20 protein-coding genes are annotated in these 13,450 nt (G+C 70.2%); 10 read left to right on the top strand and 10 right to left on the bottom strand.

Translation table 11 applies throughout. The features are described 5' to 3' along the window. The first annotated feature begins 84 nt into the window (after positions 1-84). Positions 85-495: a MerR family DNA-binding protein gene (locus tag BLV57_RS05435; protein ID WP_091287297.1), complete on the top strand. Its 411-nt coding sequence runs from the start codon at positions 85-87 to the stop codon at positions 493-495. Between the two features lie 88 nt (positions 496-583). Here the strand turns inward: BLV57_RS05435 and BLV57_RS05430 are convergent, their stop codons facing one another. After that, positions 584-748: a CsbD family protein gene (locus BLV57_RS05430; RefSeq protein WP_091287294.1), complete on the bottom strand. Its 165-nt coding sequence runs from the start codon at positions 746-748 to the stop codon at positions 584-586. A gap of 195 nt (positions 749-943) precedes the next feature. On the opposite strand from BLV57_RS05430, the gene BLV57_RS05425 reads away from it, so the two are divergent. Genes BLV57_RS05425 through BLV57_RS05385 form a run of 9 tightly spaced genes read left to right on the top strand, consistent with a single transcriptional unit; the run spans position 944 to position 4,788 of the window. Then, positions 944-1,501: an RNA polymerase sigma factor gene (locus tag BLV57_RS05425; RefSeq protein ID WP_091287292.1), complete on the top strand. Its 558-nt coding sequence runs from the start codon at positions 944-946 to the stop codon at positions 1,499-1,501. Beyond that, complete coding sequence (locus tag BLV57_RS05420; protein ID WP_091287290.1) at positions 1,492-2,025, top strand: hypothetical protein; 534 nt, start codon at positions 1,492-1,494, stop codon at positions 2,023-2,025. The genes BLV57_RS05425 and BLV57_RS05420 overlap by 10 nt, the downstream gene beginning before the upstream one ends. Next, the gene (locus BLV57_RS05415) at positions 2,015-2,401 is read left to right on the top strand and encodes an Asp23/Gls24 family envelope stress response protein (protein WP_091287287.1); all 387 of its coding nucleotides are present in this window, start codon (positions 2,015-2,017) and stop codon (positions 2,399-2,401) included. Before BLV57_RS05420 ends, BLV57_RS05415 begins: the two co-directional genes overlap by 11 nt. Then, complete coding sequence (locus BLV57_RS05410; protein ID WP_091287284.1) at positions 2,398-2,700, top strand: hypothetical protein; 303 nt, start codon at positions 2,398-2,400, stop codon at positions 2,698-2,700. The genes BLV57_RS05415 and BLV57_RS05410 overlap by 4 nt, the downstream gene beginning before the upstream one ends. A gap of 58 nt (positions 2,701-2,758) precedes the next feature. After that, the gene (locus tag BLV57_RS05405; protein ID WP_091287283.1) at positions 2,759-3,205 is read left to right on the top strand and encodes an Asp23/Gls24 family envelope stress response protein; all 447 of its coding nucleotides are present in this window, start codon (positions 2,759-2,761) and stop codon (positions 3,203-3,205) included. A gap of 11 nt (positions 3,206-3,216) precedes the next feature. Next, positions 3,217-3,393 carry a hypothetical protein gene (locus BLV57_RS43165; protein ID WP_091287281.1) on the top strand — a complete coding sequence of 59 codons (177 nt, stop codon included), beginning with the start codon at positions 3,217-3,219 and terminating at the stop codon, positions 3,391-3,393. Positions 3,394-3,395: 2 nt separating this feature from the next. Beyond that, on the top strand, positions 3,396-3,707 hold the full coding sequence (locus BLV57_RS05395) for an Asp23/Gls24 family envelope stress response protein (RefSeq protein ID WP_091287278.1): 312 nt from the start codon (positions 3,396-3,398) through the stop codon (positions 3,705-3,707). Beyond that, entirely contained in the window at positions 3,704-4,228 is a 525-nt protein-coding gene (locus BLV57_RS05390) for a DUF6286 domain-containing protein (RefSeq protein WP_091287276.1), read from the top strand. The genes BLV57_RS05395 and BLV57_RS05390 overlap by 4 nt, the downstream gene beginning before the upstream one ends. Then, positions 4,225-4,788, top strand: coding sequence for an alkaline shock response membrane anchor protein AmaP (locus BLV57_RS05385; protein ID WP_091287273.1), 564 nt, complete (start codon positions 4,225-4,227; stop codon positions 4,786-4,788). Before BLV57_RS05390 ends, BLV57_RS05385 begins: the two co-directional genes overlap by 4 nt. 81 nt (positions 4,789-4,869) lie before the next feature. Here the strand turns inward: BLV57_RS05385 and BLV57_RS05380 are convergent, their stop codons facing one another. From BLV57_RS05380 to BLV57_RS05345, 9 genes are read right to left on the bottom strand one after another with little or no spacing between them, the layout of a single operon-like run. Further along, on the bottom strand, positions 4,870-6,270 hold the full coding sequence (locus BLV57_RS05380; RefSeq protein ID WP_091287270.1) for a lyase family protein: 1,401 nt from the start codon (positions 6,268-6,270) through the stop codon (positions 4,870-4,872). A 10-nt stretch (positions 6,271-6,280) separates the two neighbouring features. Further along, positions 6,281-8,131 (bottom strand): FAD/NAD(P)-binding protein, encoded by a 1,851-nt coding sequence (locus tag BLV57_RS05375; protein ID WP_091287268.1) that lies wholly within the window; start codon positions 8,129-8,131, stop codon positions 6,281-6,283. Next, positions 8,121-9,035, bottom strand: coding sequence for an NAD-dependent epimerase/dehydratase family protein (locus BLV57_RS05370; protein ID WP_091287265.1), 915 nt, complete (start codon positions 9,033-9,035; stop codon positions 8,121-8,123). The genes BLV57_RS05375 and BLV57_RS05370 overlap by 11 nt, the downstream gene beginning before the upstream one ends. A gap of 3 nt (positions 9,036-9,038) precedes the next feature. Then, entirely contained in the window at positions 9,039-9,554 is a 516-nt protein-coding gene (locus BLV57_RS05365) for a hypothetical protein (RefSeq protein WP_245757161.1), read from the bottom strand. Then, positions 9,551-11,215, bottom strand: coding sequence for a class I adenylate-forming enzyme family protein (locus BLV57_RS05360; protein WP_176968496.1), 1,665 nt, complete (start codon positions 11,213-11,215; stop codon positions 9,551-9,553). Before BLV57_RS05360 ends, BLV57_RS05365 begins: the two co-directional genes overlap by 4 nt. Further along, positions 11,212-11,793: a beta-ketoacyl synthase N-terminal-like domain-containing protein gene (locus BLV57_RS42765; protein WP_143046986.1), complete on the bottom strand. Its 582-nt coding sequence runs from the start codon at positions 11,791-11,793 to the stop codon at positions 11,212-11,214. The genes BLV57_RS05360 and BLV57_RS42765 overlap by 4 nt, the downstream gene beginning before the upstream one ends. Beyond that, on the bottom strand, positions 11,790-12,938 hold the full coding sequence (locus BLV57_RS05355; protein ID WP_091287263.1) for a beta-ketoacyl-[acyl-carrier-protein] synthase family protein: 1,149 nt from the start codon (positions 12,936-12,938) through the stop codon (positions 11,790-11,792). The genes BLV57_RS42765 and BLV57_RS05355 overlap by 4 nt, the downstream gene beginning before the upstream one ends. Then, the gene (locus BLV57_RS05350) at positions 12,931-13,173 is read right to left on the bottom strand and encodes a hypothetical protein (RefSeq protein ID WP_091287261.1); all 243 of its coding nucleotides are present in this window, start codon (positions 13,171-13,173) and stop codon (positions 12,931-12,933) included. Before BLV57_RS05350 ends, BLV57_RS05355 begins: the two co-directional genes overlap by 8 nt. After that, positions 13,170-13,439 (bottom strand): acyl carrier protein, encoded by a 270-nt coding sequence (locus BLV57_RS05345; RefSeq protein ID WP_091287258.1) that lies wholly within the window; start codon positions 13,437-13,439, stop codon positions 13,170-13,172. The genes BLV57_RS05350 and BLV57_RS05345 overlap by 4 nt, the downstream gene beginning before the upstream one ends. Positions 13,440-13,450 lie beyond the last annotated feature (11 nt).

Raw genomic sequence — 13,450 nt, 5'->3', positions numbered from 1 at the left:
GCCGGTTCTAACCGGTCTAAACACTCACGACCCCCGAAACTCGGGGTTGACTCTGGAGTCGGCTCCAAGTTCTACGCTCGGGGCATGTTGACGATGTCCCAGGTCACGGCCAGGACGGCGGTCCCGGCCGACACGATCAGGTACTACGAGCGGATCGGTCTCCTGCCGCCGCCCGAGCGCACGAGCGGGGCGCATCGGCGTTACGACGAGCGGGCCGTCGACCGGCTGTTGTTCATCCGGGGCGCGCAGCGGCTCGGCCTGCACCTCGCCGAGATCGGGTCGCTGCTCGAGGTCCGGGACACCGGCGAATGCCCGTGCGAACCCGCCGAGACGCTGCTGCGCAGGCATGTGGCGGAGATCGACGCCGAGATGGCGCGGCTCGCGGCGCTGCGGCGGGAGCTCACCACGATGTTGTCGCAGATGCCGGGACCGTGCGCCGATCCGGCGCCAGGGGCCTGGTGCCCGCCCGTGGAGGAGGTGACCCGAAGTGCTTGACGACTGCTGCTGCGGTGGCTGCTGCTGACCACAGGTGAACGCCCCGTTCGTCGACAGTCGACGAACGGGGCGTTCACGCGTTTCGGCGCTACTTCTGCACGATGTTCTTGACCTTGTCGATGACCTCGGTCGCCGCGTCCTTGACCTTCGCCGCCAGCTGGTCGGCCTTTCCCTCCGCGCGCAGCTGGTCGTCGCCGATGGCCTCGCCCGCCGCTTCCTTGGCCTTGCCACCCAGCTTGTCGCTCAAAGACATCGCGTTCTCCTCGCTCTCCGGCGGCGCACCTCCGCGCCGTTCACTGGATCGACACCGGGGCCGGCCGGATCGTCACGACCTCGTTCGGGTGACAACGATCACCTGGGCCCGTTTTTGCGGGTAAGCGTGACGAATCCGGACGTGCCGTGTCTTGAGGAAGTCAGCTCCCGCGGGGAAAGGATTGTCGAGCACCCCATGACGACATCCACCGAGATCACGCTCGACGATGCCACGCTGGTGGCTCGCGCGCGCGATGGTGATACGAATGCCTATGAGCAGCTGGTTCGCCGCTATCAGGGGCCGATGTACCGGCTCGCGATGCGGATGCTGGCCAGCACCGGGGATGCCGAGGACGTGGTGCAGGAGGTCTTCCTCACCGCGTGGCGCAGGCTCGGGCAGCTGCAGGAGGACGCCGCGTTCGTCGGGTGGCTCTACCGGGCCACGACGAACCGGTGCCTGAACGTCATCCGCGCCCGCAAGCCGGTCGCCGAGGTCGAGCTGGACGAGCACGCGGCCGTCGGCTCGGCGGGCAGGCCGGAACGCGCCGCCGAGACGAGCGCGCAGCTGGCGGCGCTGACCGACGCGCTCGCGCTGCTGACCCCGGAACAACGCGCCTGCTGGCTGCTCCGGGAGGTGCACGGCCGGTCCTATCAGGAGATCGCGCAGGTGCTGAACACGACGGCCACGGCCGCGCGCGGGCGGATCGCGCGCGCTCGGGCACAACTGGCGGAGGTGATGGCGCCATGGAAATAGCACAGGACTACCTCCTGCCCTGCGGCCGCGACGTCGAGACGGTCTGGGAACGGCTCGACGAGCCGGACGAGCACGAGGCGGGCTGCGAACACTGCCGCGGCGCGCGGGCGAGCCTGCTGGTGCTGCGGGACCTGACCGGCGAGCTGGTCGCGGATCAGTCGGAACCGTCGCTCGACCTGACCGGCCGGATCATGGCGGCCGTGCGGGCCGACGTGCGCAGGCGGGACCTGCTGCCGGTGCCGACGACCGAGCCCGGCGCGGTGCGGGTGAGCGCGCAGGCCGTGGCCGCGGTGCTGCGGTTCGCCGCCGACAGTGTCGAGGGGGTGCGTGCGCGCCGGTGCAAGGTGATCGAGGCGCCCGACTACTCGGTGACCGTCGAAATGACCATCGCGGTCGGCTATCGCGAATTCAGCGGGACCGCGCTCGCGCAAGTGCGCGACCGGGTGACCGCGGCCGCGAGCGCGCGTGTCGGCGTGCGGCTGGCCAGGCTCGATCTCACCATGGACGACCTCTATGAATCCTGAAACCTCGACGACTCCTGAAACCGAATCCGTGATCGCCGAGCCGGTGATCGCCGCCGTCGCCGCGCACGCCGCGACCACCGTGCCCGGCGTGATCCGGCTCGAACCGGGCTTGCGAGGGCTCGCGGGCTCGGTCGTCCGCACGGCCCGCCAGAAGATCAAGGGACTCGATCCGGCGCCGACCGAAGGTGTCCGCGTCACGGTCGAGAACGGGGAGGTCCGCTTGGAGATCGATCTGACCAGCTCCGGGTTCGACCAGGTGGCCGCCGTCGGGCAGGCCGTGCAGCGCACGGTCGCCCGCGCCGTCGCCGACGCCACCGGACTGACGGCCACTGCGGTCGTCGTGTCCATTGTGGACATCGAAGGCGGGCTGCGATGACCGCGCGGAGCGAGTTGACCCAAGCGCTGCTGTCCGCGCTGCGCGAGTTGGACGGTCTCCGTCCCGCCGCGCCGCGAGACCTCGGCGCGCTGGCCGTCGGCGTTGACGACGACCTTGTCGAGATCCGGCTCGTCGCGCTGGCACTACCGCTGCCTCCGTTGCTGCGTAAGGCGGAAGCGTCGCTGCGTTCCATTGTGGACGCTTCGCCGTTCCGCGGCGCGCGGCTGCGCTTGCTGGTCACCGACCTCGACGCGGCCGCACTCAAGGAAAGAGACCTGGGTCACATGATCGGCCCGTGACATTCCCGCGCACCGCGGGTCCTATCACCAGACCAACGAAAAACCAGGAGGAGCAGCCATGACGAACACGACCACCAAGGCACCCGGCACCGAGATCGCCAAGAGCGACGCGCTGGCCTCTTCGCAAGGCACCACCACCATCGCCGACACCGTCGTGCAGAAGGTCGCCGGCCTCGCCACCCGCGAGGTCCCCGGCGTGCACGCGCTCGGCAGCGGCACCGCACGCGCGTTCTCGGCGCTGCGCGAGCGAATCCCCGGCGGCTCGGCCAGCGCGGGCCAGGGCGTCGCGGTCGAGGTCGGCGAGAAGCAGGCCGCGATCGATCTCGTGATCCTGGTCGAGTACGGCGTGTCCATCGCCGAACTGGCCCGTTCGGTGCGGCGCAACGTGATCACCGCCGTCGAGCAGATGACCGGGCTCGAGGTCGTCGAGGTCAACATCAACGTCTCCGACGTCCACATCCCGGGCGACGACGAGGACAACTCGGACACCACCCGCGTGCAGTAAAGGAGAACACCATGTCCGCCACCCAGCTCGGCCTGCTGACCGGCCTCGCTCTCGGTTTCGCCGCGGCCTTCGGCGGTTTCGGCGCCTTCCTGGTCGTGCTCGTGCTCGGCGCGCTCGGCCTGCTCGCCGGGCGTGTGCTCGACGGCAAGCTCGACCTGTCCCAGCTGACCGGCCGCGATCGGGGCTGACCATGACCATCGCCGAGCTGGGCACGCTCACGATCGCCGACCGCGCGGTCGAGCGCATCGCGGCGCACGCCGCCACCGAGGTCGACGGGATCGGTGAAACCGCCAAGGCCAGCGCGAAGGTCGACGGCGGTTTCACCAGCCTCGGTGTGCGGCTGTCGGTCGAGTACCCGCGCTCGGTCGCGAAGACGACCGAGCGGGCCCGCGCGCACCTGCTGAGCCGAATCGAGGAGTACACCGGCCTCGAGGTGTCGCGAATGGACATCACCGTGACCTCTTTGGACGGTGCGGCCGCGGTCACCAGGAGGGTCTTGTGAAACGGCGGCCACGCAGGAGTCTCCCGGCCACGCTGACCGCGCTCGGCCTGCTCGCGATGTGCGCGCTGGTAGCGATCGTGTCGATCCAGCTGATCGTCGGCGAGCGGCCGTGGGTCGACTACCGGGTCGTCACCCGGGTGCGCTGGAACGAGCTGGTCCCGGTGATCGCGGGCGGGATAGCGGCGCTGCTGGGGCTGCTGTTGTTGCTCGCGGCTGTCCTTCCCGGGCGGTTGACCGTGTTCCCGTTGCGTGGCGACGAATCCGGCATCGACTCGGGCGCTTCCCGCCGTAGTTACCGCAGCACACTGCGGGCCGCGGCGTCCGGAGTGGACGGTGTGAGCAGCGCGAAGCTGAAGATCGGCCGTCGTCAGGTGGCGGCGGTGGTCTCGACCGAGCGCACGGTCACCGACGGCTTGGCCGACGCCGTGCGCTCGGCGCTCGATCAGCGGCTGGCGCAGATCGGGCCGGTCGAACAGCCGACCGTGAAGGTCAGGGTCAAGGCGAGCAGGAGTGCGTCATGAGCAGCCACAATCGTCCGGCCCGGCTCAACCGCGCACTGCTGGCGCTGTTCGGGCTGCTGTTGATCGCGGGCGGCGGGTTCGCGGTCGCCACGCACTTCGGGAAGCTGACGGTGATCAAGCCAGACGCGACCGTGCTGCCTGCCGGAACCCCGTCGACCTGGGTGTATTACGTGGTCGCCGCGGCCACGATCGTGGCCGGGTTGCTGATGGTGCGCTGGCTGGCGGCCCAGCTGGTCCGCAAGCCCAAGGCCGCCGCGTGGGTGTTCGACCAGGATCGAGGCCGGACCGAGCTGGCCGCCAGTACGGCGTGCGCGCCCTTCGCGGCCGAGGTCGGCGGATATCCCGGGGTGCGTGACGTCAGTGCGGCCTTGGCGGGGAGCCGGGAGGCGGCTTCGCTCGCGCTGGTGGTGACCGTCGAGCAGGACGGGGATCTGACCGAGATCCGGCGTCGGCTCGACGAGGAAGGGGTCCCCCGGCTGCGGCAGGCGCTCGACCTCGAGGAACTGCCCGTCCGGCTCGAGTTCCGGTTCTCGGCCAAGACCGGCGCTCGCGCGAAGTAAGCGAAGAACGGGATAAAGCGGGCTAAACTCCGGGAAAAGCGCCCGGAGTTTAGCCCGCTTTATCCCGTTCCAAGCTCAGGGTCAGAGGGTGCGGTGGTAGCGCTCCAGCACTCGGTCCACCAGCCCCGCGGCCCCGCCCAGGTATCCGGCCGGGTCCAGCAGCTCGGTCAGCCGGCGCGGGCCGATCAGGCCGTCCAGCTCGGGTGTTGCCTGGACGATCTCGGCCAGCGTCTTGCCGGTGCTGGCGGCCTGGTGAGCGGCGCAGGTCAGCAGCTTCTTGGCCGCCGCCTTGCCCAGCAAAGGCGCCAGTGCGACGTTCAGGCGCTCGGCCACGATCGCGCCCCCGGTCAGCGCGAGGTTCTCGGCCATCCGCTCCGGATGCACGACCAAACCCTCGCTCAGCTCGACCGCGGTGTGCGACGCTCCCCCGGCCAGCCGCAACGCCTCGCGCAGCGGCTGCCACTCCGAATGCCAGGCGCCGCCTGGGCGTTCGTCCTCCGCGAGCATGCTCTGCGCGAGGATCGCCGCGTGCGCGGGGACCTGCCGGGCCGCCGCGATGATCAACGTCGACAGCACCGGATTCCGCTTCTGTGGCATCGCCGACGACGCGCCTCGGCCGGCCGCCGCGGGTTCTGAAACCTCCGCGATCTCCGTGCGGCACAACAACTGCACGTCGAGAGCGAACTTGCCCAACGCGCCCGTGACGAACTGCGACACCACACCGATGTCGGCGATCGGGGTGCGCGCGGTGTGCCAGCACGTGGTCGGCTCGGTCAGCTCGAGTTCCTCCGCGAACGGGGCGAGTAGCTCGACTCCTCCCAACGGCAACCGGGTTCCCGAGTCGATCTCGGCGTACTCCCCATACGCCGACAGCGTGCCCGCGGCGCCGCCCAGTTCGGCGGGCAGGCCCGCGCAGACCAAGGCGCGCAAGCGGATTTGGGCGTCGAGGATCAGCTGCAGCCAGTTGGCCGCCTTCAGGCCGAACGTGATCGGGACCGCGTGCTGCGCGAGGGTGCGCCCGGCCATGACCGTGTGCCGGTGCTCGTCGGCCAAGCGAGCCAGTGCCGCTGCCACCGCTTCGAGGTCGGAGTTGATCAGGTCGAACGCGCGGCGGGCGATCACCATCGCCGCGGAGTCGAGGATGTCCTGACTGGTCGAGCCGCGGTGGACGTACTCGGCGGCGGCGGGATCGAGGTTGGCGACGACCTGGGTGAAGGCCGGGACGAAGGCGACGACCGGGTTGGCCGCCGCCCGTGCCGCGTGGGCCAGTTCGGTCACGTCGAGGTACTCGTGGCGGGCGGCCGCGGTGATGGCGGTGGCCGCCGCGGCGGGGATCAGGCCGAGCCTGGCTTGGGCTCGGGCCAGTGCGGCTTCCGCCTCGAGCATCGCTTGGAGCCAGGCCTCGTCGCTGACGAGCGGTTCGACCGGGGTGCCCGCCCAGGTCGGCGCGAGCAGGCCCCCGTCGGTGGAGCTGGTGGTCATGGCTCTCCTGTCATACGGGGACGGTGGCGTCGAGTGCCAGTGCCGCGCGGGCGATCGCGTCCGCGTCCTCGAGGGTGACCGAGCCGACGCCGGGGCGGATGCCCGCCGCCGTCACCCAGTGCACGCCTTCGGTCGGGACGCCGAACGCGAACCGCGCCGGGTGCGGGCGGCCGAGTGCGTCGATGACGCGGTACGGACGGGCCGTCACGGACAGACCGCCGCTTTCGTAGGCGCCGCCGGGCAGGCGGTACGGACGGCATTGGCCGGTCGTCAAAAGGTGGCGCAGCAACGGGTTCCCAGTGCGGCGAAGGTCGATTTCCGGCAGCCTGGCCTCGATCAGGCCGGTGACCGGCACGGCGGGCGACGGGATCGACGAGCCCACCAAGAAGCAGTCGTCACCCGGTTCGACCGTCATGCCGGGCCCGGTCATGCGCAGCACGCCCGCCTCGATGAGCGCGATCATCTCCTCGATGCGCCGGGCGGGCGGGCCGATCGAGGTGTACGCGTTGAGCGGGTTGTACCAGCGCTCCAGTTCGTCCCGATAGGACTCGCCGCCGATACCGCCGTGGTCGACGACCTGCCGGATCTCGTTGCGCAGATCGCGCAGGACGTCCAAAGCGGACTTGAGCGGGCTGGTGCGGTTGCCCATCCTGGCCTGCTCGACGTCGGCGCGCAGATAGTCCAGCAGCCAGGCGGTGAACTCGCCGGTGTCGGCGAACTCCCGGTCACCCTGCGGCCTGCTGATCCGTTCCCAGCTCCAGCGCTCCGTGATGCCGTATCGCTCCAGCAGCGGTTCCTCGTCCCGGGTGCGGACGAACTCCGTCACGAACGCCTGACCGTCCTTTTCGGACGCGCACAACGTCTGGTAGTAGACGGCTTTGACCTCGAGGTCGACCAGCGGCCAGACCGACTCGGCGAACGCGACCGGGGCCAGCGTCCGCAGTTCCCTGATCTTCGCCTCGGTCAGGAACAGCGGCACATGCCGCCCCGAAGCGCCTTTCTGGTTCTCTCCCCTTGCGTGGTAAGGGATTCCGCGCCGCGACCCGGCGAACAGCTGAGGCTCCAAACCGGACTTGACGTAGCGCAGAGAAGTGCCATGACGTTCGTAGACACCGCCGCGCTCGACCGTCAGGAGGTTCAGGTAGTCGAAGAAGTTCAGGCCGAGGCCACGTAACGCGACCGCCTCACCCGGCATGAACCGGCGGGTCTCGGTGTCGGCCGGATTGGCCTGCTCCAGGTAGATCAGCTTGCGCGTCTCGGCGAACCGGCTCAGCCGCTCCTGCTCGGCCGAGCGGGCCACCGGGCCGTGGCCGAGCGCGAGCGCCACACCGTCGAGTCCGGAAAGGACAGTGCCGTCCCGCAACGAGAGCGTCTGCTTGCCGTCGGCGGAGTCGTCCAGGGCGACCGCGGCCGACGTGTGCACGACGACCGACACTTGTTCGGGCGCGCCTGCCACGACCCGGCGGAAGACCCACTGCAGGTAGTGGCCGTAGAAGGCGCGAGACGGGTACTCGTCCGGTCCGAGCCGGTCCGCCTCTTCGCGCACCCAGGCCGGATACACCCCGGGCAGCTCACCGTCACGCAGCCAGGTCGACCAATCGTAGAGCGACGGACCGGGCACGATCGGGCCTTCGCACCGCACGCTGTCGTCGGTGAACATGCTGACCTGCGACGCGACCGTGTTCATCAGCAGGCCCGTACGCTGCCGGGTCCGCCACACCGCGCCGGGACCGGCCGGGAACTCGTCGACCACGTGCAGCACGACCTGGCGCGGACCGTCCACATTGGCCAGCAGCCGTTCGACCACCGAGGTGCCGCGTGGTCCGGCGCCGACCAGGCAGAGCCGGAGCTCACCGCTCATCGTCGGCCATCCCGTCACGCCAGCTGGGCCTGCCCGGCTTCCAGTCGAGGCCGAGCCTGGCGCGGTCGTTCGACGCGCCGCGCAGCTCGGTGAGCTGATACGCGGTGAACCAGCCGAGCAGGCGCCCGGCGAGATCGGCCGGGATCGTCCTCGGCGCGGGCCCGCCGAGCTGCTCGGCGAACCACGGCAGCCAGACCGAGGCCTCGGCAGGCTCGTCGTCGGTCACGTTGAACGTCCCGGTCACGTCGCTCTCCACGGCGAGCACCGCGGCCTGCGCGGCATCGTCGACATGCACGAACGACGTGATCCCGCCCGCGACCTCCGGCATCCGCAGCTTGCCCGCGGCGACCGCGGTGGCGATCGCGCCGTCGCGGCCGTACCAGGTGCCGGGACCGTAGAGCGTGCCGTAGCGCAGCGCGACACCGGAAATGCCTTGTGCGCCAAGGACAAGCCGTTCCAGCTCGGCGACCGCCTGCACCGTGCGCGCCCAGTCCTCGTCGGGCGCGTCCAGGTAGAGCGGGGCGTCTTCGTCGAGCACCGGATCACCCTCCGGCGCCGTGGCGAACGCGATGCTCTGCGCCACGATCCGCCGGACACCGGCGTCACGCGCGGCCGTGAGCAGGTTCGCCGTGCCCTCGGTGCGCAGCCGGGCCGTCACCTCCAAGCCGAGCGAACCACGGTCGCTCAGCGCGGAAAGCTGGTGCACGATCACATCCGGCCTGGCCACCAGCAGCGCGGCGCGCACCGCGTCCCGGTCGAGCGCGTCGGCGACCACCGTCAGGTCGGCTGAAGGCGCGCGGGCGGGCTCGCGGACCATGGCCGTCACGTGATGACCACGAGCACGCAGCAACGGGAGCAACCTCCGCCCGATCACGCCGGTCGCGCCGGCGATCAGCACGCGCATCGCTCAGTCCTTTCCGTCTGGGGTCGCGACCCGCATGAGCAGGCGGCAGGCCGGATCGCCGTGCCGGAGACATCCGGTGGCGCGGTTCTCCGTGAGTTCGATGCCGAGCCCGGCCGACCAGCCCGCGTGGATCTCCGTGCACGGGCATTCGTAGCCGTCGAGCGAACCGGCCATGCGGACCATCGTCACCGCGAAGTTCTGCCGCATGGTCAGCTCCAGCAGGTCTTCGCCGATCACCTCGATCCCGCCGTCGCGCAGCTCGGAGGGGAACATGTACTCGGCGCACGCGTCGTAACGGGCACGGAGTTCGTCCAGGTCAGCGGCTGGTTTGCCGCCGAACTGACGCAGCATCCGCTTGCCGACGTGCTCGGCGACGAAGCGCAGCGCCTCGGCGTTGATCTCGTTCGCGACCTCGTGCCCGAACCGCTTGGCGACACCCTGGTACCAGCGCGCGTCGTGCAGCCACCACTGCCGGTACACGTCCATCGCGCGGGCCACGCGCGGCTCGACGGCCGTCACCGCTGCTCCAGCAGACGCGTGCGGAACTTCTCGCGCATCTCGCGCTTGAGCACCTTGCCCGTGGCGCCCTTGATCACGTCGGACGCGTCCATCCGCATCGCCTTGGTCAGCTGCGGGAACCCATGCGTGTCAAGGACTTCGTTGACCACAGACGTCCAGTCGGTCTCGTCCGCGGACGCGGCGACTTGAAGCAGCACGTACGCGTCCGCGACGCCGTCGCCGTCCCAGTCCGCCCGGACGCCGTCCGGCGCGACCGCGACGACCGTGCAGTCGGCCAGCTCGGGCAGTTCACGCAGCAGCAGCTCCTCGGTGCGGGTGCTGAACACGATCCCGTTGACCGTCCGGATCGCGTCCGGCGCGCGGTCGAGGTGATAGAAGTTGCCGCCTTCGTCCTGAATGGACAGATCGCCGGTCAGCCAGTAGCCGCCGAGCCGCAGCTGATGCCAGGTCTTCGAGTCGTTCCAGTAGCCAGGGGTCAGCGTCGGCGACTTCACGCCGAGCCTGCCGACCTGACCGGGCGGCAACGGGACGCCTTGCTCGGACAGCACCGCGCCCTCGGCGAAGCTCATCGGCTTGCCGATGCACCGGCCGTACGACGCGCTGCCGGGCTTGTGTCCATTGTGGAAGATCGAATAGCCGGTCTCCGACGAGCCGAGCCCGTCGGTGAACACCGATCCGGCGATCCGGTGCCGCTTGAAGTCCTCGCCGACCGTCAGGTAACTGCCCTGCGCGATCAGCGCGCGGACATGGGCCTCGTGCGCGGCGTCGCCGGTGTTGTACCAGGCTTCGATGCTGCCCATCTTGCGCTGCGACAGGTCACTCGTGGCGATCTCGCCGTACGTTCCGGCGAAACCGAACACGGTAGTCGGCTGGAACCGGTCGATGGCATCGAGGACATCGGACCCACGCTGGCTGGACTGCAGGTAGACCGGCGAGCGCAGCAGCAGGCCGAACATCAGCACGGACATGGCGGCGTTGTGCGAGCCCGGAAGTGCTACTAGCAACCTCCCCATGGCCGTGCCGACGGAGAGTTTCAGCCGGTGCAGCTGGGCGTAGAGCAGCGTCTCGTGGGTGTGCGGCACGGCCTTCGGCATGCCGGTGGTGCCCGACGAGTGCGAGATGATGATCGGGTCGGTCTTGTCGTGCGCGTACGGGAAGACCTTCGGCAGCGGCTGCCGGTCGTCGGCGCGGATCGCCGAGGCGGTGACGCAGAACCGGAGGCCGAGGCGTTCGTAGTTCTGCTTGAAGTTCTCCTGGTGCGCCTCGTCGGTGATGATCCCGACGGCGCCCTGGCGGCGCACGTATTCGAGCGCGATCTCCGGCTTGAGGTTGCCGTTGACGAACGACGGGATCGCGCCGAGCGACTGCACCGCCATGAAGTTGATCGCGAACTCGGTGCTGGAGAAGGTCTGGACCGCGACCGGGTCACGCGGCTTGACGCCCTGCGCGTGGTACCAGCCCGCGTAGATCTCGACGATCTCGTGCAGCTGCCCGAGTGTGAGCACGTCGGGCCGGGTGCCGTCCGGCGCCAGCCAGGTGCCGTCGGTCCACAGGACCTGATCGTCCAGCGACCGGCCGTATGCCTTCAGCCGGTGGATGACGTTGCCGGCGCCGAGCCGCTCGTCGCCGAGGATCTGGGCCCGCTCTTCCTTGCTGATCACGATGATTCTCCCTTGAGTGAGGTCTGGGCCAGTGCGACGAGACCGGGCACGCCGCCACCCGGCGGCTCGTCGTCGAGGCTCGCGATGAGCAGTGCGACCGCCACGTGCCCGTCGGGCTCGGCGGTGCCGAGCACCCGGTGCGCCGCGGCCGTGCGCGGGTTCCCGGCGAGTTCGACGCCGATGACCAGCACCTGGTCGAGCTCGTCGTCGGCGAGCAGGACGGCGGCGACGTCGAGCGGGCCGGAGCCGGGTTCGTCCCCTGTGGACACCGACAGCAGCGGGCCGGTGATGCCGAACTCCTTGCTGACGTACCCGAGGATCGCGTTCGACGTCGCCTGCATGAACAGCAGCGCGTTGTGCGGCTGCCCCTCGGTGAGCAGCCTGCTGGCGAGGTCGGTGGTGACACTGTCGCCGAGCACGCTCGCCAGCACGATCGCGGTGCGGGCGCCGTCGGCCGGATAGGCGTTGAGGCAACCGGCCGCGACCTCGTACACGAGCGGGTTGAACGGCGACTCGACGAAGCCGCTGACCTGCGCCGGTTCGCCCGGACCCGCGATCGCCGCGGCCAGGATCTTCATACCCGCTCCAGCAGCAGCGCCGTGTTCGCGCCTCCGAAAGCGGCGTTGACGGTCAACGCCCGGCGCAGCTCCGCCCGGCGCGGCTCGTTCGGCACGTAGTCGAGGTCGCAGTCCGGGTCGGCCGTGGTGAACCCGGCGGTCGGCGGCACGACCCCGTCGAGCAGCGCGAGCAGCGAGATGACGAACTCCACCGCGCCGGACGCCTCCAGCAGATGCCCGGTGGTGCTCTTGGTCGAGCTGATCGGCACCTCGGGCGCCCGGTCGCCGAAGACCTCGTGGAAGCCCCGCGTCTCCGCGAGATCGTTGTGCTTGGTGCCGGTGCCGTGCGCGTTCACGTAGTCGACGAGCGCGCCCGCGTCGTCGCCCGCGCGGTGGAGCGCCGCGCGGACCGCCGTGACCAGGCCTTTCGCCTCCGGGTGCGGACGGGCGACGTGATACGCGTCGGAAGCCGCGCCCCAGCCGACGACGCGCGCGAGCGGCGCCGCGCCACGTTCTTCGGCACTCTCGGCGGATTCCAGCACCACGGCGGCGGCGCCGTCACCGAGCAGCAGCCCCGACCGGGCCGCGCTGAACGGCCGCACGACGCCATCACGCGCGAGCGCCCAGCCGGAGTCGAACTTGGCCTGATTCTCCTCCTCCACCAGGTAAGCACCGGCGCAGACCGCGCTCTCGACCCGGCCGGACGCGATCATCCGGCAGCCGTGGATCAACGCGGACGCCGACGCGACGCACGCGTTCGTGAACGCGATCCGCGGCCCGCGCGCACCCAGCCGGACGGCCAACGCCTCGGCCAGCCGTGCGGGCACGGTGCCGCCGACCCCGGTCAGATCCGCGCCGCCGGACCGCCAGAACCGGGTCAGCGCGGTGAAATCACCCGCCGTGCCGAGCAGGACGGCGGTGTCCCGGCCTGCCGGAAGCTCCGCCATTTCGACCGCGGTGTCCGCGCAGTGCGAGAGCACCGGACGTACCGCCGGGGTTTCCTCGCTGTCGTAGGTCGCGGCGACGTGTGAGCGCAGGCCGTTGGTGGCGAACCGGGTGATGCGCTGGAATTCCTGGCGCCCGGCGAACACGCCGTCCCGCACCCGCGCCGGGCCCTCGCCGAACGCGGTGTGCACGCCGAACCCGGTGACGACGACCTCAGCCATGGTTCGCCAGGCCCTCCGTGATGCGGGTGACCGAGGTGACGCCGGTGACGTGCTCGTCGTCCGGATCGAGCGCGATCCCGTGCCGCAGTTCGAGCAGGTGCAGGAACCACACCAGCCCGAGCGAGTCGAGGACCAGCTCGGTGTCGTCCCCCTCGAGATCGGGGAAGATCTTCGGATCGGACAGCAGCAGCCGCACCTGCTCGGCGGTGATCCGCGTCCCGGCGTCGGTGGTCATGCCTTGGCGCCACGCTTCGCGACGTCGGTGACCAGCTCACCGAGGCTCATCGCGCCGAGCGGCTCGATGTCGGTCTCGGGGAACTCGACGCCGAAGCGGCGTTCCAGCCGCATGGTGAGTTCGATCAGGCTGAGCGAGTCGAGATCGATGCCGCCGGAGCCCAGCGGCGCGGCGTCGTCGACCTCGCCTTCGAGCGGGTGGCTCATGTCGTCGGCCACCGTCTTGAGCACGAACAGCCGGATCTCGGTCTCCAAAGTGGTCTGCATTGCGTTCCTTT

Origin of the sequence: Amycolatopsis xylanica (assembly GCF_900107045.1) — a bacterium.
GTDB lineage: Bacteria > Actinomycetota > Actinomycetes > Mycobacteriales > Pseudonocardiaceae > Amycolatopsis > Amycolatopsis xylanica.
The sequence above is the reverse complement of the archived record's forward strand: the minus strand, read 5'-3'. Positions and strand labels throughout refer to the sequence as shown.